Annotated in this window: 20 protein-coding genes and 1 tRNA gene; 17 read left to right on the top strand and 4 right to left on the bottom strand. The window is 30.1% G+C overall.

The annotated features are described in order from the left end of the window. The first annotated feature begins 134 nt into the window (after positions 1-134). Both EOD40_RS13235 and EOD40_RS13230 read left to right on the top strand, forming a co-directional pair. Positions 135-755: a bifunctional nuclease family protein gene (locus EOD40_RS13235; RefSeq protein ID WP_128196291.1), complete on the top strand. Its 621-nt coding sequence runs from the start codon at positions 135-137 to the stop codon at positions 753-755. A 71-nt stretch (positions 756-826) separates the two neighbouring features. Further along, complete coding sequence (locus tag EOD40_RS13230; protein ID WP_128196289.1) at positions 827-1,651, top strand: thymidylate synthase; 825 nt, start codon at positions 827-829, stop codon at positions 1,649-1,651. A 103-nt stretch (positions 1,652-1,754) separates the two neighbouring features. On the opposite strand, the gene EOD40_RS13225 is transcribed toward EOD40_RS13230, so the two are convergent. Continuing rightward, on the bottom strand, positions 1,755-2,051 hold the full coding sequence (locus EOD40_RS13225; protein ID WP_128196287.1) for an isoamylase early set domain-containing protein: 297 nt from the start codon (positions 2,049-2,051) through the stop codon (positions 1,755-1,757). Between the two features lie 237 nt (positions 2,052-2,288). On the opposite strand from EOD40_RS13225, the gene EOD40_RS13220 reads away from it, so the two are divergent. The 3 genes from EOD40_RS13220 to EOD40_RS13210 all read left to right on the top strand — a co-directional run bounded on the left by EOD40_RS13220 (position 2,289) and on the right by EOD40_RS13210 (position 3,614). After that, a complete protein-coding gene (locus EOD40_RS13220; protein ID WP_128196285.1) occupies positions 2,289-2,633 on the top strand; it encodes a 2TM domain-containing protein in 345 nt (114 codons plus the stop codon). Then, the gene (locus tag EOD40_RS13215) at positions 2,633-3,136 is read left to right on the top strand and encodes a dihydrofolate reductase (RefSeq protein ID WP_128196283.1); all 504 of its coding nucleotides are present in this window, start codon (positions 2,633-2,635) and stop codon (positions 3,134-3,136) included. Before EOD40_RS13220 ends, EOD40_RS13215 begins: the two co-directional genes overlap by 1 nt. A gap of 241 nt (positions 3,137-3,377) precedes the next feature. Beyond that, the gene (locus EOD40_RS13210) at positions 3,378-3,614 is read left to right on the top strand and encodes a hypothetical protein (protein WP_128196281.1); all 237 of its coding nucleotides are present in this window, start codon (positions 3,378-3,380) and stop codon (positions 3,612-3,614) included. Positions 3,615-3,668: 54 nt separating this feature from the next. Here the strand turns inward: EOD40_RS13210 and der are convergent, their stop codons facing one another. Together der and era are read right to left on the bottom strand one after the other, a co-directional pair. Next, positions 3,669-4,979, bottom strand: coding sequence for a ribosome biogenesis GTPase Der (gene der / locus EOD40_RS13205; protein ID WP_128196279.1), 1,311 nt, complete (start codon positions 4,977-4,979; stop codon positions 3,669-3,671). Positions 4,980-5,166: 187 nt separating this feature from the next. After that, positions 5,167-6,048: a GTPase Era gene (gene era, locus EOD40_RS13200; RefSeq protein ID WP_128196277.1), complete on the bottom strand. Its 882-nt coding sequence runs from the start codon at positions 6,046-6,048 to the stop codon at positions 5,167-5,169. A gap of 118 nt (positions 6,049-6,166) precedes the next feature. Between era and EOD40_RS13195 the strand changes: the two genes are divergently transcribed. Continuing rightward, positions 6,167-6,239: transfer RNA gene (locus EOD40_RS13195), tRNA-Met, on the top strand. A 226-nt stretch (positions 6,240-6,465) separates the two neighbouring features. Further along, the gene (locus EOD40_RS13190) at positions 6,466-7,668 is read left to right on the top strand and encodes a site-specific integrase (protein ID WP_128196275.1); all 1,203 of its coding nucleotides are present in this window, start codon (positions 6,466-6,468) and stop codon (positions 7,666-7,668) included. 37 nt (positions 7,669-7,705) lie between these two features. On the opposite strand, the gene EOD40_RS13185 is transcribed toward EOD40_RS13190, so the two are convergent. Further along, positions 7,706-7,951, bottom strand: coding sequence for a helix-turn-helix domain-containing protein (locus EOD40_RS13185; protein ID WP_128196274.1), 246 nt, complete (start codon positions 7,949-7,951; stop codon positions 7,706-7,708). Between the two features lie 103 nt (positions 7,952-8,054). On the opposite strand from EOD40_RS13185, the gene EOD40_RS13180 reads away from it, so the two are divergent. The 10 genes from EOD40_RS13180 (at position 8,055) to EOD40_RS13135 (ending at position 17,071) form a co-directional block, all read left to right on the top strand. Further along, entirely contained in the window at positions 8,055-8,708 is a 654-nt protein-coding gene (locus EOD40_RS13180; RefSeq protein WP_128196272.1) for a DUF4919 domain-containing protein, read from the top strand. A gap of 51 nt (positions 8,709-8,759) precedes the next feature. Next, entirely contained in the window at positions 8,760-9,209 is a 450-nt protein-coding gene (locus EOD40_RS13175; protein WP_128196270.1) for a hypothetical protein, read from the top strand. Between the two features lie 33 nt (positions 9,210-9,242). After that, complete coding sequence (locus EOD40_RS13170) at positions 9,243-9,659, top strand: hypothetical protein (protein WP_128196267.1); 417 nt, start codon at positions 9,243-9,245, stop codon at positions 9,657-9,659. Between the two features lie 2 nt (positions 9,660-9,661). Further along, the gene (locus EOD40_RS13165) at positions 9,662-9,889 is read left to right on the top strand and encodes a hypothetical protein (RefSeq protein ID WP_128196264.1); all 228 of its coding nucleotides are present in this window, start codon (positions 9,662-9,664) and stop codon (positions 9,887-9,889) included. Beyond that, positions 9,876-10,424: a DnaJ domain-containing protein gene (locus tag EOD40_RS13160; protein ID WP_128196261.1), complete on the top strand. Its 549-nt coding sequence runs from the start codon at positions 9,876-9,878 to the stop codon at positions 10,422-10,424. The genes EOD40_RS13165 and EOD40_RS13160 overlap by 14 nt, the downstream gene beginning before the upstream one ends. A 281-nt stretch (positions 10,425-10,705) precedes the next feature. Next, positions 10,706-11,968, top strand: a complete 1,263-nt coding sequence (locus EOD40_RS13155; RefSeq protein ID WP_128196259.1) for an AlbA family DNA-binding domain-containing protein — start codon at positions 10,706-10,708, stop codon at positions 11,966-11,968. A 149-nt stretch (positions 11,969-12,117) separates the two neighbouring features. After that, positions 12,118-13,356 carry a hypothetical protein gene (locus tag EOD40_RS13150; RefSeq protein ID WP_128196257.1) on the top strand — a complete coding sequence of 413 codons (1,239 nt, stop codon included), beginning with the start codon at positions 12,118-12,120 and terminating at the stop codon, positions 13,354-13,356. 197 nt (positions 13,357-13,553) lie between these two features. Next, positions 13,554-16,226 (top strand): UvrD-helicase domain-containing protein, encoded by a 2,673-nt coding sequence (locus tag EOD40_RS13145; RefSeq protein WP_128196254.1) that lies wholly within the window; start codon positions 13,554-13,556, stop codon positions 16,224-16,226. 79 nt (positions 16,227-16,305) lie between these two features. Continuing rightward, positions 16,306-16,623, top strand: coding sequence for a hypothetical protein (locus EOD40_RS13140; protein WP_128196251.1), 318 nt, complete (start codon positions 16,306-16,308; stop codon positions 16,621-16,623). Positions 16,624-16,735: 112 nt separating this feature from the next. Continuing rightward, positions 16,736-17,071 carry a hypothetical protein gene (locus EOD40_RS13135; protein ID WP_128196248.1) on the top strand — a complete coding sequence of 112 codons (336 nt, stop codon included), beginning with the start codon at positions 16,736-16,738 and terminating at the stop codon, positions 17,069-17,071. Positions 17,072-17,237: the final 166 nt, after the last annotated feature.

Below are 17,237 nucleotides of genomic sequence, written 5' to 3'. Positions count from 1 at the left end.
TTTCGTTACCCAATAAAATAATTCTGCCTAAATAAAATAAGATAATCGTATCTTTGCTTATTGGCAGAATTTTTAATTAATATTGCAGCCTAAAAAACTAAAATTAAAAAACTACATTTTTCATTTCAACAATTATGAGCTTAGTAAAATTATCCATAAAAGGAATTTCATATAGCCAAACACAAAATGGAGCCTACGCTTTGATTTTGAATGAAGTAGACGGCGAAAGAAAACTACCTATAGTCATAGGAGCTTTCGAAGCCCAATCGATTGCTATTGCTTTAGAAAAAGAGATAAAACCTCCCCGCCCATTAACTCATGATTTGTTTAAAAATTTCGCTGAACGATTTGACATCGTTGTTAAACAAGTTATTATTCACAAACTGGTTGATGGTGTATTTTACTCCAGTATTATTTGCGAAAGAGACAAAATAGAAGAAATAATTGACGCCAGAACTTCTGACGCCATAGCATTAGCCTTGCGCTTTAACGCTCCTATTTTTACCTACAAAAATATTCTGGACAAAGCCGGTATTTACCTAAAAACAAATCCTTCGGATGCCGACAAAGAAAATCAACCGGTAGATGATATAATTTCAAATCCGGAATCTTTTACAGCCGAAGCCGAAAGTGGTCGTGCGTATATAAAATACAGCCTTCAGGAATTAAATGATTTATTAATTCAGGCAGTTGAGCAAGAAGACTATGAAAAAGCAGCTAAAATAAGAGACGAAATTTCAAAAAGAGAATCCTAATTTAATTGTTAATCAGATTATTGATTAATCACAGATAATCAAATTAGCAAATCCACAAATCACCATTAGCAATGAAGCAATACCTAGATTTAGTAAAACACGTTATGGAAAACGGCTGCCAAAAAGGCGACCGAACTGGAACTGGAACTAAAAGCGTATTTGGATACCAAATGCGATTTGATTTAAGCGAAGGTTTTCCAATGGTTACCACCAAAAAACTACATCTTAAATCCATAATTTATGAATTGCTATGGTTTCTTAAAGGAGAAACTAACATTGGTTACCTTAAAGAACACGGGGTAAAAATATGGGATGCCTGGGCAGATAAAAATGGCGATTTAGGTCCGGTTTACGGACACCAATGGCGCAACTGGAATAGCGAAGAAATCGACCAGATTTCCGACCTAATCCAAGAATTAAAAACCAATCCTAACAGCCGCAGAATGCTTGTTTCGGCATGGAATCCTTCGGTTTTACCGGACACTACAAAGTCATTCGAAGAAAACGTAGCCAATAACAAAGCTGCCTTGCCTCCATGTCATGCCTTCTTTCAATTTTATGTAGCCGACGGAAAACTGTCCTGCCAACTCTATCAAAGAAGTGCCGACATCTTTTTAGGTGTTCCTTTTAACATTGCTTCTTACGCACTATTGACCATGATGATTGCACAGGTATGCGACTTAGCACCCGGAGAATTCATCCATACTTTTGGTGACGCCCACATTTACAACAATCACTTTGAGCAAATCAAATTGCAATTATCGCGCGAACCAAAACCATTACCAAAAATGATTTTAAATCCTGCGATAAAAAACATCTTTGATTTCGACTATAATGATTTTACTCTCGTAGGCTACGAACCACACGAGACCATAAAAGGAAGCGTAGCGGTTTAAAATTTTAGAAATTCCAAATTATAAATAAATTCCAAATTCCAGGTCTAACAATTGGAATTTGGGATTTTTTTTTATTGGAATTTAAAAAAAAAAGCGTTTTAGATTAAACCTCTAAAACGCCGTTTTCAGCACCTGCAAATTCATTCCATTTAAAAGAATCTGCTTCAGTTTCGTTGATATATTGTCCGTCAACTAAATATTTAAACTCATAAGAGGCATCTTTATTTAAATCAAAAGCTCCTTTAAAAGTACCGTTTTTTAATTTACTTAAAGCACCTTCTTCAGGATTCCAATTATTGAAATCACCAATAACTGAAACTTGAGCTGCTTCTTTAGCCTCAATAGAAAATGTAACTTTACAAACTGGTTTTGACTTTACAAATTGTTTTTTAATTGGCATAACTATTTCATTTTTAGATTTATGAAACAAAGTAAATCAATTTAATTGAAGTTTAAACCTCCCGAAGTAAGATTTAGCATAATACTTAATAAAATGTTAAAAATTAAGAAAATTACTAATTTTAAAACATTTATATTTTCAAAAACAAAAAACCAAAGACTTAATTCTAAATATTCTCTGCACCAATAAGCATTTCCAAATTAAATTTTATCTTTATAGTCAAAAAAAAATCACCCCATGAAAACTGAACAACATGAATTATACGAATATGCCAGAAAACGTATAAAACAAAAAAAAAGAGTCTATTTTCATTTTGTTGTATTGTTTTTAGCCAGTTTATTTCTATTTGTTTCCACTAAAGTTTTTCACTTTAATGAAGATGCAAGTTGGCATATTTGGCTAATTACAGCTTGGCTATTTTTATTCATTTTACACTTTATCAAAGTTTTTATAACCGATCGCTTCATGAATAAAAATTGGGAAAGAGAACAAATTGACCGATTGGTTGCATTACAGGAAAAAAAGATAGAAGAACTAAAGAATCATATAAACGAAGAACCTCCGACTAACAATAAAGACTAATGATTACAATGATTGCTGCTGCAGCGCAGAACAAAGCACTAGGAAAAGACAACCAGTTAATCTGGCATTTACCTAATGATTTCAAAAGATTTAAAAGCCTGACTACCGGACACCATATTATCATGGGAAGAAAAACTTTTGAAAGCTTCCCTAAACCGTTACCTAATCGTACACATATTATAATTACGCGTCAGGCTGATTATCAGGCTGAAGGTTGTATCGTTGTAGACAGCATCGAAAAAGCAATTGAAAAATGCCCAAAAGAAGAAGAATCTTTCATCATTGGTGGAGGTGAGATTTACCAGTTAGCCATGCCTTTTTCAGATAAAATTGAACTTACCGTAGTTCATGATAATTTTGAGGCCGATGCTTTTTTTCCTGAAATAAAACTGGAAGACTGGGAATTAATCAACAGTGATTTTCAGCCCAAAGACGAAAAGCACCTCTACGATTACAGCTTTGATACTTACATCAGAAAACAAAAAAGACCGTCCGAAAAGTAATTTTCAAACATCCTCTTTATTGTTTTTATGTGAATTTTTCAAAGTATTAAAAAGATCTATTGATGTAAATTTGTACCTTATCCTTTTAGATATGCTTAATACATATCTGAGTAATGCAATATTTGCTATAAATTTGATTTCAAGATTCCACAATCCTAAACAACAACACCAAACAGTTGATTACAAGATATTTAACCCTATTTTAGATTTAAAAATCGTAACTTTAAGAGAAAATAGGGCTATGAAAAATTTTGCAATTAAACTTGTATGGTTTACCACGGCTTATGTATTTGTATTTGCCGGACTCAATCAAACCAACCTTGATTTGAGAATTATAATGTGCTTACACAGTGTAGGACTAATTTTGATTCCTTACATGACTTATATCGTACTGACTGATAATTATAAAACCAATAAAACATTTAAAGATTGGTACGAAGATCATCCGATGAAAACTCTAGACGAAGAAGACAATTAAATTCTTAATCATTTTATTCCAAAAAAAAGTCCCGAAAATTTCGGGACTTTTCTATTATTTCTCTCTAATATAAATATCGATTGGAACTCCTGAGAAATCCCAGTTTTCTCTGATTTTATTTTCAAGGTAACGTTTGTACGGTTCTTTTACATACTGTGGCAAATTAGCAAAAAACACAAATTGTGGTGTTGATGATGGCAATTGCATGCAATATTTAATTTTCACATACTTTCCTTTAGTTGCTGGCGGCGGATAAGCTTCAATAACTTTCAACATGAATTCGTTGAATTTTGAAGTCGGGATACGTTGTTGACGGTTTTCAAACACTTTTACCGAAGCTTCCAATGCTTTCAATAAACGTTGTTTAGTCAAAGCCGATACAAAAAGAATAGGCACATCAGTAAATGGCATTAATTCCTTCTTAATTTTGTCTTCGTAATCGCGTGTTGACATGGTATCTTTTTCAACCAAATCCCATTTATTTACCAAAATCACTAATCCCTTGCGGTTTTTTTCAGCCAACCAAAAAATACTTTGATCCTGACCTTCAAATCCACGAGTAGCATCAATAACCAAGATACAAATATCAGCATGCTCAATAGCACGAACCGAACGCATTACCGAATAAAACTCTAAATCTTCCTTCACCTTCGCTTTACGACGAATTCCGGCAGTATCCACCAAGTTAAATTCAAAACCAAAACGGTCAAACTTCGTATCAATAGCATCACGGGTAGTTCCTGCAATATCAGTAACCATAAATCTATCTTTACCAATCAAAGCATTTATAAAACTTGATTTCCCAGCATTAGGACGTCCCACAACTGCAAAACGCGGCAATACCACTTCTTCATGAACCGGTTCCGGTTTATCAGGAAAAGCCTCAATCAAAGCATCCAATAAATCTCCTGTTCCACTTCCTGAAATACTGGCAAAAGTAAAATAATCCCCTAATCCAAGATTATAAAATTCCACGGCGTCTTTCTCACGCATGGCGTTATCAACCTTATTTACGGCTAACAAAACTGGCTTAGTCACTTTACGCAACAATTTAGCCACCGTTTCATCCATTGGCGTAATTCCTTCTTCTACATCAACCACAAAAATAATAACATCAGCCTCATCGATAGCAAGTTCCACTTGTTTACGGATTTCGCCTTCAAATACGTCATCAGAACCGCGAACGTATCCACCGGTATCAATTACAGAAAACTCTTTTCCGTTCCACTCGCTTTTTCCGTAGTTTCTGTCACGGGTAACTCCCGAAACTGAATCTACAATAGCTTCTCTTCTTTGTATCAGCCTATTAAAAAGGGTTGATTTCCCCACATTAGGTCTTCCTACTATCGCAACAATGTTATTCATTTCTTTCTTTTTTTGATTCCGGATTTTAGACTTTAGATTTCAGATTCCCAAAATCTTAATTCTATTATAAATCCAAAATGCAGTATTTTAATTTTTTGCAAAGGTACACTTTTAGTTTACAGTATTCAGCATTAAGTATTCAGTAATTAAAACTACCCAAACTGATCACTAAAAAGCTGACCACTGATTACTGGTTATACCCAAAACGCTTCAACATATTGGCATTGCTTCTCCAGTTTTTATTCACCTTCACATACAATTCGATGTGAATTTGTTTTCCAAAGAATTTTTCTAAATCCACACGGGAATCCATTCCTACTTTTTTCAAAGCAGCCCCTTTGTGACCAATGATGATTCCTTTTTGGGTATCGCGTTCCACCATAATCAGTGAACGAATACGAATGATATTATCCGTTTCTATAAATTCTTCCGTTACAATTTCTACCGCATACGGAATCTCCTTACTGTAATTCAATAATATTTTCTCACGAATGGTTTCGTTTACAAAAAAACGTTCCGGTTTATCGGTCAACTGATCTTTTGGATAATAAGCTGGTGATTCTGGCAATAATTCCAAAATTCGACCAAAAACCTCAGGCACATTAAAATTCTGCAAAGCCGAAATTGGAAAAATTTCAGCATTAGGCACTTTTTCAGCCCAGAAAGCCACTTGCTGTTCTAATTGTTCCTGATTTGAATTGTCTATTTTGTTCAACAATAATAAAACCGGAATTTTAGCATGAATGATTTTCTTGAAAAAATCTTCATCTTTTAAATCCTGCTCCCCTATCTCGACCATATAAATCAAAACATCGGCATCTTCAAAAGCCGATTTCACAAAATTCATCATCGACTCCTGCATTTCATAAGCAGGTTTAATGATTCCAGGCGTATCTGACAAAACCATCTGAAAATCCTCTCCATTTACAATTCCCAAAATTCTATGACGTGTGGTTTGCGCTTTAGACGTAATAATAGACAATCTTTCACCAACGAAAGCGTTCATCAAAGTTGATTTCCCAACGTTTGGATTCCCTATAATATTTACAAAACCTGCTTTATGTGACATTTACTTTAATTTTAATGCTGCAAAGGTAGTTATATCAAGTGAATAGATGAAATAAAACATTTTTTAAAATTCGGCATTGGATATCTCGAATTTATATGTATCTTTGCACCCGAAACATCGCGGGATAGAGCAGTAGGCAGCTCGTCGGGCTCATAACCCGAAGGTCACAGGTTCGAGTCCTGTTCCCGCTACTAGAAAAGCTTCATAGAAATATGAGGCTTTTTTTATAGCTAAAATCTAGCATTTACAATACTCCCCCCTATTTTTCTAAAACTTCAAAATTCTCAAAACAAGGCTAACAAAAAGATTGCAACCATTTTTAAAGTTGGGTTGCAAAAAGGCTAACATTTGGGTTGCATACCTAATTTCTTTGGGTTGCATATTTAAAATCATCATTCACAACCAATTAACTATCCAATGACAACACAATCAATTAAAATATTATTCCTAATTTCTGCTACAAGGAAAAACAAAAAAGGATTAGTTCCTTTAATTTGCAGAATCACATATTTAAGCAAAAGAAAACCTTTTGCTACTGGAATATTTATCAATCCTATGAACTGGGACAGTAGCTTACAATTAGCAAAACCACCCAATGATGATAATAATCAAATAAACACTCAACTAAGCCTGATTAAACAAGAAATTAATCAGGCTTTTTTATTTCTACAAGTCCAAAAAGAGCGATTTGATGTAGATGATATATACCTAAAATATAAAGGAGAAGATATTAAAACATCAAAAACCTTGATTGAAGTATTTACATTACATAATACAAAAATGAACTCTCTTGTTGGTATTGAATACACCAAATCCACTTATTCCAAATTTATTGAAGCCAAACAACATACTGAGGATTTTTTGTTCTATCAATACAAGAAGAAAAATATTTTACTTGAAAATATAACTCTAAAATTCTTAGATGATTTTGATTATTATCTTAAAACTCAAAAAAGCTTTAAACAAATTACCATTAACAAAAGTATACAGAGGGTTAGAAAAATTATCAAATTAGCTATTGCAGAAGGTTTTATTGTTACTGACCCATTCCTACTGTACAAACCCAAAAAAGTAATTAATAATGTAACCTTTTTAACTACAGAAGAATTAATTGAATTGGAAAATCACAATTTATCACAGCCCAGATTAAACCAAGTAAGAGACTTATTTGTATTCTGCTGTTACACTGGTTTACCATATCAGGAAATGTCTACTTTAACCAAAAAGAACATTATCAAAAAATTTGATGATAAACTTTGGATCGATATGTATAGAAAGAAAACAAAAAAACAACTTTCTATACCTTTGCTTCCTAAAGCAATTTCAATATTGGAAAAGTACCAAAATAATAAAAATATACTTCCTGTAATTAGCAATCAAAAATTCAATTCTTATATTAAGGAGATAGCTGAAATCATTGGTGTCGAAAAAAAACTAACTCATCATGTAGCCAGGAAAACATTTGCTACTACCGTCCTACTTTATAATGATGTCCCTATGGAAATTGTTTCTGAACTATTGGGACATTCAAAAATGAGCACTACACAGGAACATTACGGAAAGATTGTCCAACGAAAAGTGAGTGAGGAAATGAAGAAATTAACTAAAAAAATGAAATAGTACAAAATGAGTCTAAATTACTTTCAAAATGTTAGGCTCATTTTTCTTTAAAAACAGATACTCCTTTAAAGATTTCATTTATATCTATGCCTAAGGCAAAACAGAATCTCAAGAATAAATTAACAGTCATACGTTGTTGATTTCTAAACACTCTTCTAACGGTAGTTTCTGAACACCCTGCAATTCTAGCGAACTCAGATTTATTTCCATTGAATTTTACTAGGAACACTTTATATATCCTATCAACCAATTCAAGTTCTATTTCTTCTAGACGCTTCTGCATCAAACAAAGAAAACAAATGACAAAATGAAAAATTATTTATCGCATCGACTTATAAGTCGAAAAATACTATAAATTTGTATGAAAAAACAAACACTAAATACTAATGAAACAGAAAATACTATTCTTATTACTATTACTTTCATTCACAATTTATAGCCAAACCCCAGTTGATTATAAATTAATAGGTGAAAATATCAAAAACAGTAAATCTGAATTCTATTATCCTAATTTGTTGGGAAGATTCCAAAAAGGTGATACAACACTCACATTGAATCAAAAAAGACATTTGTACTATGGATACACTTTTCAAGAAAATTTCAAAAATTTTAAGTTTAATGGATTACTGGATAGTATTTCAAAATATGAGCAACTAAATACCAATGAAGCTCTATTAAAAGCTTTGGATTTTAGAAAAAAAGTCCTTGAAAGAAATCCATTCGAGACAGGAATAATTGATGGTAAACTTGCAATTTATAAAACGCAAAAAAATGAAGAGGAATTTATTAAAGGTATACATCAAATCTCATTAATTTTTGATGCTATTTTAAGTTCCGGAAATGGACTTAGTAAGGAAACAGCTATTGTTGTAACGAGTGTTTCTGCTGAATATGAAATCATCTCATTGTTAGGTTTTAATCCTGTTAAAGAACCTATCGTTGTAGATAAAAATCTTGAATTTGTAGAGATTGCAAACAATGACAAAAATGTAAAAGGAATATACTTTGACATTTCAAAAACTACTTACAAAATACATTAAAAAAAATCTAAAAAACATTTCAAAAACATAACCCTTCAAATTAATTTTAAAATGAAAAAAATATTATTACTCGCTTTTTTTACAATTTCTATCTATGCTTGTCAACATAATAAGAAATCCACAAGTCAAAATAAAATCGAAATATTGTTCAAAGATTTGGATTTGATTAAATCAAAATCCAAAAATGACACAGAAGAATTCTTAAAAAAGAATAATTATAGTTTACTAGAAACTCAATTTGCAAATCAGTGGAAATCTAAATCAACTGATGATATTATCCAATTTAATGATAAAGTTCTTGTCTTTTTGACATATAATCTTGAAACCTACAATAAATTAATAACCGACTTGAAAAAATCAACTTATAAAAATTCAGGAAAAACTATGAAAAATGGCTTAGAAGTTGAATCCTATACAAGAAATAAAGAAACCATATTTTTATCTACAATGGTCAATCCAGAAAATGGTAAAAAAGTGTATTCGTTGACATTTTTATCTTAAACAAAATTTGAAAATCATCTAAATAAATCACACATGAAAAAATTACTTGTCTTAAATCTTTGCTTCTTATCTCTTATTCCTTTAAAATCTATCGCTCAATCAGAAATTGAAACGAAAGCAATTTCAGGAGCTAAACTAATTTGTAATTGTACAAAAACTTCACTTTCCAAAAACAGTATTGATGTTGTTAAACTCGCTGAAATATATAAATCTTACAACACAAATAAAAAATTATTGAGTAAATACAACTCAGACGTACAAAAAATAAACAACAAAATAAATTTAAATTATTCAACGATTGAAAGTGATATTTATGCTTGTAGAAGTCAATTTACCCAAAAATATAAATCCTATTTAAAGAACAGAGAGTTTCTATCAAGAATTGAAACTATTATAAATAACAATCCATACACTGCAGGTCCTAAATTAATTAAAACTCTAGCAAACTAATTATGAAAACATTAAAAATAATTATTGCGTTAATACTAACATACGCCTTTATCAAAAGTGGAATTGACCTTTGTAATGAAGAACCCGAAAATTCATTAATGTATGTAATCATAATATTAGTTTTTCTATTAATTCCAGCGTATTTATTTTATAGTGCAACTAAAAGAATTGAAGACAAACAAACTGCTTTAGAAAAAAAAGAAAATGATGAAATAAATGGAATTCATTGATTATTATAAAGTTTTAAATATTTCAGAAAATGCAACGTTAGAAGAAATCAAAAAAGCATTTAGAGAACTTGCAAAAGAATATCATCCTGACAAAAACAAATCTATCGATGCAAGTAAAAAATTTAGGGATGTCTTTGAAGCATACGAAATTTTGAAAGACAAAATTACTAAAGACATTTTTGAAGAACGCAGAAGAAAATTTTATAATAGACAAAGTGCGGAATTTAAAAATGAAAAGTACACTAAAAGTGAAACGTACGAACATGTAAAAAAAGAAGCTAATAAAAGAGCCGAATATTTCTCAAGAATGACTTTTGATGATTTTCTTCAATCATCTGTATGTATGTTAAAAAAAACAACCACAAAGTTTGCAATTATTTTAATGTTTTTATTTGGCTTATTTATGATATTTTTTGGACTATTTGCTTTAGTTAACACCAACAATAATGAAAGCTTTGGCATTTTAACAATGTTGTTTTGTTTTGCTTTTGGTGGAACCCTAATATACATTGCCCAAAACGATTTGAAAAAATGAACCATCAAAACTGCAGATATTATAATGAAGTTGTCAAATAATCTTCAATGCATTCCTACCTTAACAGACTGTAATTCAGAATTCCTTTTTAATAATTACTATTCAATTTCATCTAACGAATAGTCTTTTAACTTTAATTTTATCAAAATAACAAAATTTGATACATATGTAAGAAAAACACTTATATTTGTTTTAAGTTAAATAAATTAGAAGAAATAAAAACATATTTCATTTACTCTTCTATAAACTATTAATGGCAATCAATTTGTAAAATATTAAAAATGACAGACATACTGACTGACCAATGGTTAAATGATTTCTTTGCAGTTGCGGATGCAAATAATATTATTAAAAGAAGAGAATCATATTGTATTGAATTTAAAAGTGTGTTCGATTGGAATACAGAATCTTCAAGGGCTACTTATTGTAAATCTTTATCAGCTTTCTCAAATAATAACGGGGGTGCGTTATTTTTTGGAATAGAAAACAAGCCTCATAAAATTATCGGAGTAAGTAATTTTGAAGAAATTGATGATGCAGATATTACTAATTATATCAATGAAGTTTTTACTCCACATATTCAATTTGAAAGAAGAACATATGATTATAAAGGTTTAACTATTGGAATACTTTATGCCGTAAAAAGTAAAACAAGACCTATTATCTGCACAAAGGATACTTCTAAAACAAATTCTTCAGATATTTATTTTCGATATAGTGCAAAATCTACTAAAATTAAAGCGGGAGATCTAATTAAACTAATTCAAGAGGTCAAAGATGATGAATCAAACAAATGGCTAAAATTACTTGATAATATTGGTAAAATTGGAATTGAAAATACACATTTATTGAATTCACAAAATGGTGAAATAATAAGCGATAATAACACTTTTCTTTTAGATGAAGAATTATTAAAACAAATTAAAATTATTGACCGTTATTCTATTCAAGAAGATGGACAACCAGCGGTAAGGATAATTGGTAACATTCCAGAATTAGCTAGGGTTATAAAAAAATCAACAGTTCTTTACGAGGAAGATTTATACAAAGAATTTTTATTGAATAATCAGGATTTTAGAGCAGAAGAATTATTAAGATTTGCTTGTCAAAGGAATACTTCTTCATATCCATTTTATTTCTTATTCAAAAAAATGAATTATAATTTGGATCAAAGTAAACTCTTTTTAGAAAAAACTAAAATTCCTGGTTCCATAAGAAAATCATACATAGAGAGATTAGATTATGACAAAAAACAAATTAAAAATAAAAATAAGTTTTCACTTAGTAATTTTAGCAAAAATGGACCCATGAGATCTCAGTCATTAGATTATTTACAAAATAAAATATCCTTTGAAATTGGAGATGAAGAAAACGCAAAAAGAGTATTAGAATCTATATTTTCGCTTGAAAATGGACAATATGATAAAGAATATGTAAAGCAAAAACTATTCAATATTTTCGAAAAACATTATCCATTTGAAAAAGGATCGGATAATTATTTATTTCGAGATTCAATTACATACTTGGATTATATTGAGAGATAAAAGCCAGGAAATAATAGCAGTTACAATAAATTAAGGTATTTGTTGGAATTTAAAGAGGATTTTATACTTATTTAGTGTTGAACAAAAATGAATTTTAATTAAATCCTAAATCTCGTATAGCGTCAGAGCGTTAGCGACATTATAAAAAGATGGCAGAAAAACTTTTCTCTTCAGAAGATGCAATGCAAAAATGGCTGAGTAACAAACTTAAATCGGGTATATCACTTGCTGATATTATTGTTGGAATTGATGAATTCAAAGAACAAAATTTCACAGATATTATTGAAATTAAACTCCATAAAAGTTTTATCCATTGCTTGAATTCATTTTATTTAACAAAAATTATTTCTGAAAATGAAAATATTTCTTTGAAAGAGGGAGATGTTCTTAAACCAGATTTTTTATTATATGCTCCAGAAACGGAAAGTATTATTATTTTAGAATTAAAAAACCTAGCAAGTCCATCAAGGCAATCAGGAACAGAAGTAAGTGCATATGCTAGCGAAATTAAATCTTATATTCCATTTATTTCTGATGGCGACTTAATCAATGTTATTATTTCTCCAATTTGGACAACACTCATTAAACATTATGTCCTGCATGAACTGTTTTGGCTCCAGAGAAATATCATATGTTTAGAACCAATAAAAGTTGGAGGAGATATTTTTTTAAAAATACTCGACATAAAAAATCTAATAGATAATCAAATTAGTTTAAGATTATCTGAGAAACATTTAGGTGGTTATCAGTTATGCTTGTATAATTATTCAAAATCAAATTTTGAACCTTATATTGAACAGATGAAATCTGCATTATCATCAATGGCAGCAAAAGGGAATTCTCAAAAAAATCATGGATTTGCTTTCCTTTGGGAAGATAATTGGGAATTGAGTCGGGCGCCATATAGTATAACGATGCTAAACTTTGCACCTTTCCATTCATTAGAAAGATTTTTCCATAATGAAAATTTTGTCCCTAATAAAATGACTGAAAAATTGGTCACTATAATAAAAGAATATGCTCCCGAAGGCCATGGAGAATCATTAGAACAAATAACCGAAGCTGGAATCTTTTTTTTAAAAAACTTCTCAACACCAAGAGTAGAAGGCTTTACAACATGGAAACCTTTAAGAGATATAATAAATTCTCGAGCAACTCTTGTCTCATTTAGAGCTTGGGGTATTTTTGAAGAATTATTGAGTGAAAAAATTCAAAAAGAATATCAAAATGGTAATTTAAATATTTCTTATGATAATCCTGATTTGGGTTTAAAACTCATCGATGAGATGATAGATGATGAATATGAATTTTATGACCTCTCATATTATGATTATGATGAAAATCAATTAGCAGAATATTTTAAAAGAAATTTGCCAGAAATAGAATAAATATATTACCACTAATAGCCATTACAAGAGATTTAGGTATTGGTTTGATTGAAAAATGGTTTTATAGTTGGAAAACCAGTCATTAATCGAAAATATAGGCTTCCTTAATCCGTTACATAGCCAAGGTTTGTGACCTTGGTGTTCAGATAAGGACGGACATAACAAATCGTAATCAACATTAAAACATAAAATGAAATATGATATTAACTCTATTTATCATTTCTTCTGTAATTATTAGTTTTCTAATTGTTTACAAACAATTAATAGAAAAGAAAAAATATCACAGCACTACTTATCTATCTAACTTACAACATATTTCTTCCTTTTTCAACACAATCCAAAAATTTGATGACTACGTTACTTGGATTCAACGCGACCAAATAAAAACACAGTTTTCTGCTGTTGGGCAATACTTTAAAAACAAATCTAATTTTTACAACAAGGAAGAAAATGTAAAAAAATTTAATGATATTTTTCAGGACTTTGATAACTACATTGTAAACTACAACAACAATTATATCCAAACTCAAAAAGAAAAACTAAACCTATATTTTGACGATATTGAAGGTAAAAAATTAGATGACCAACAAAGAACTGCAATAATAACTGACGAATATTCAAACTTAATAATTGCCGGAGCAGGTTCAGGCAAAACACTAACAATTCTTGGAAAAGTAAAATATCTAATAGAACAGAAAAATGTAAAACCTGAAAACATTTTACTTTTATCATTTACTAAAAAAACGGTCGATGAATTAAATGAACGTCTAAAAGACATTGGACTTAGTACAAGGGCAAATACTTTCCATAAACTTGGTTATGATACGATAAAAAAATACCACACAACTCTTCCATCTGTAACAAACGAAAACACTTTACGAAAAGTAGTCAAAGAGTATCTGGAAAAAGAAATTTTTAACGATGCAGAAGCATTGGAAGCATATATCATATATGTTGCGTGTTATATGAATATCCCAGAAGAACACGAAAGCTTCGATTCGCTTGGTAAGAAATTAGATACTGAAAAAGGTATTGATTTTCACACTTTAAAATCTAAATGCGAACCTGAAGAATTAAATAAAGTGGCAAAAAGATCACTTGACACAATACAAGGTGAAAAAGTAAAAAGTGTTGAAGAACTTACTATAGCAAATTTCTTGTATTTAAACGGTATTGAGTATGAATATGAGAAACCTTATCCTTTTGGGAATACATTGTATCGACCTGATTTTTATCTAAAACATTATGACATTTATTTAGAACATTTTGGCGTTGATGAAAATAATGGTGCAAAATGGCTTACGCCATTTAATGAAAAAAAATATGTAGAGGAAATGGAGTTAAAAAGAGAAACTCACAAAATTAACAATACCAAACTTTTAGAAACATACTCCTACTACAATCGCAACAATATTTTGTTTGATAAACTAAAAGAATTGTTGAAAAACGAAAATGTAATTTTCAAACCAAGAGACACCAAAAGTATTTTCACAAAAGTTACAGACAACGACAAGAATTTTGGAAAAGAAATTACAAAACTTATTGAAACATTTATCAATCTTAGCAAATCAAGACAATTAAACTATGATTCAATTACAAACTTGTTTTTAGACAAAAACAAAGCAAGAAGTGAATTTATGCTTGAAAGACAAGAGGTTTTCTTAAAATTTTCAATTCAAATTCTAAAAAAATACAACTATACACTTAAGGAGTTAAGTGAAATTGATTTCAATGATATGATAAACGAGGCAACTGATCTCATAAGAAAAAACAAACCTCAATACACTTATCAACATATTATCATTGACGAATATCAAGACATCTCTTATTCACGATTTAATTTAATCAAAGAGATTCGAGAATCATCAGGTGCGAGACTAATCTGTGTTGGAGATGATTGGCAATCAATTTACCGTTTTGCTGGTAGTGATATTTCGTTGTTTAGCAATTTTGAAAAATATGTTGGTAAACATGAGCAGTTATTTATTGAACAAACATATCGCAATTCACAATCACTTATTGATATAACTTCTAAATATATTCAAAAGAATAAAAAACAAATCCAAAAGAATCCAAAATCTAAAAAAGAACCTTTGGAAAACCCAATCAAGTTTGTTTATTATTCATCAGATAATGCCGAAGATGTTTTCATAAAAGAAATTCAAACCCTAATAGACAAAAATGACAACAAGTCTATTTTGGTTTTAGGACGTCATAGTTTCGATATAAATGAATTTATCAAACTCACACCAAACAGCAAAATAAAGTATAACGAGCGTAACGATAAATTAGAAATAAAAGGCTTTAATAACATCGATGTCAAATACATAACCGTACACAAATCAAAGGGTTTAGAAGCGGACAATGTAATTGTGTTAAACCTAAAAAATCACTTACTTGGTTTTCCGAACAAAATGACAGATGACCCGATGTTGTCCTTATTACTAAGTGATGATGAAGAATATCGTTTTGCAGAAGAACGAAGATTGTTTTATGTGGCACTAACCAGAACGAAAAACAAAGCTGTATTACTTATTCCGACTGAAGTTTCTTTATTTGCTGAAGAATTAATAATAGACAACAACTTTTTATTTACTGAAAACAATAAAAAAGTAAGTAAAACAAATTGTCCATACTGTCAAACAGGGCATCTTATAATTAGACACAACTCAATTAAAAACAGTCAATTTTTAGGTTGTTCACATTATCCTAGTTGTAAACAAACATTTAATAATCTAGAAATTTTAGAGAACACAATACTTTGTCCAAGTTGCAAAAGTGGTTTTATGACAAAAAGAAGTGGAAAATTTAGCACTTTTTTAGGTTGTACAAATTACCCTAAATGCACAAGCACAATAAATATACAATGATAATACCAAAACATTAATATCCTTCATTATTGCTTTTCCTTAAAATTAGATGGGAGACTAACCTAAAAAAATCAATACTATGGCGGAGATACTAAAAGCAAACTGTAAAATTTGCAATTACAAGACAAGTTTTAAATATGGCGGAGGAAAATTCGATTTCCAAACATATAATCCAGTACCAGTGTATGATAAAACTACGGAAGAATTAACAAGTGTAAATTACATGTTAGAAAAGGATAATCCAGATTACATTTTTTACACAGATGAACAGCTAAAAGGAGACAATGAAGGAAAATATATTTTTCAAAATTTCGATTTGAAGTTGAATCAGGTAAATAACTATTGTCCTAAATGCAAGAATTACAGCTTGGATTTTAGGAGTTATATGTTTTGTTAACAAGCAAATTAACTTCATTAAAAAATAAAGTACTTTACCTCCTTTCCCTAAAAAAACAAAATTCTAACCTTTAAACACATATAATAGTTCACGAAACAATAGGAGCCTACCAATGAAAGGATACACCAAAGAAAACATACTAAACAAACTCATTGAATCTTGCTTAACTTTCGATGCAAAGCTTTTTATGCCCTATTTACAATCTGAAATAGTTATTACTGATGCTACAGATAAAAGAAAATTCTATGGTTTTTTTGAAAAGATGCTGATTACCGCTAAGTCTAATTCAGTTGAGCCAATGAATTTTAAAATTGAAATACCAGATTGGGAGGATGAAGAAGATACGAAACATTATAATTTATACGATAGTGTACACAAGCATTCAAGACTGAGTTTAAGAGTAAGAGAATCTGAGAATTCTATTTACATTGAAACGATGCCATTTTAAATTTTTCTTAATCAATACACTCTACTACTACAAGGTTCAACACTATCAAATTGAGCCTTTTTTTATTTCCAAAATTTTTTTTATTTTTTTTTGGGATTGAATAAATGAACTAACAAACAGGTCAACCCTCACTTGCTTCAAATTTTGGGATATACCCGCCCAGTGA

The sequence above is a fragment of the Flavobacterium sufflavum genome (genome assembly GCF_004016525.1).
Lineage (GTDB): Bacteria > Bacteroidota > Bacteroidia > Flavobacteriales > Flavobacteriaceae > Flavobacterium > Flavobacterium sufflavum.
The sequence above is the reverse complement of the archived record's forward strand: the minus strand, read 5'-3'. Positions and strand labels throughout refer to the sequence as shown.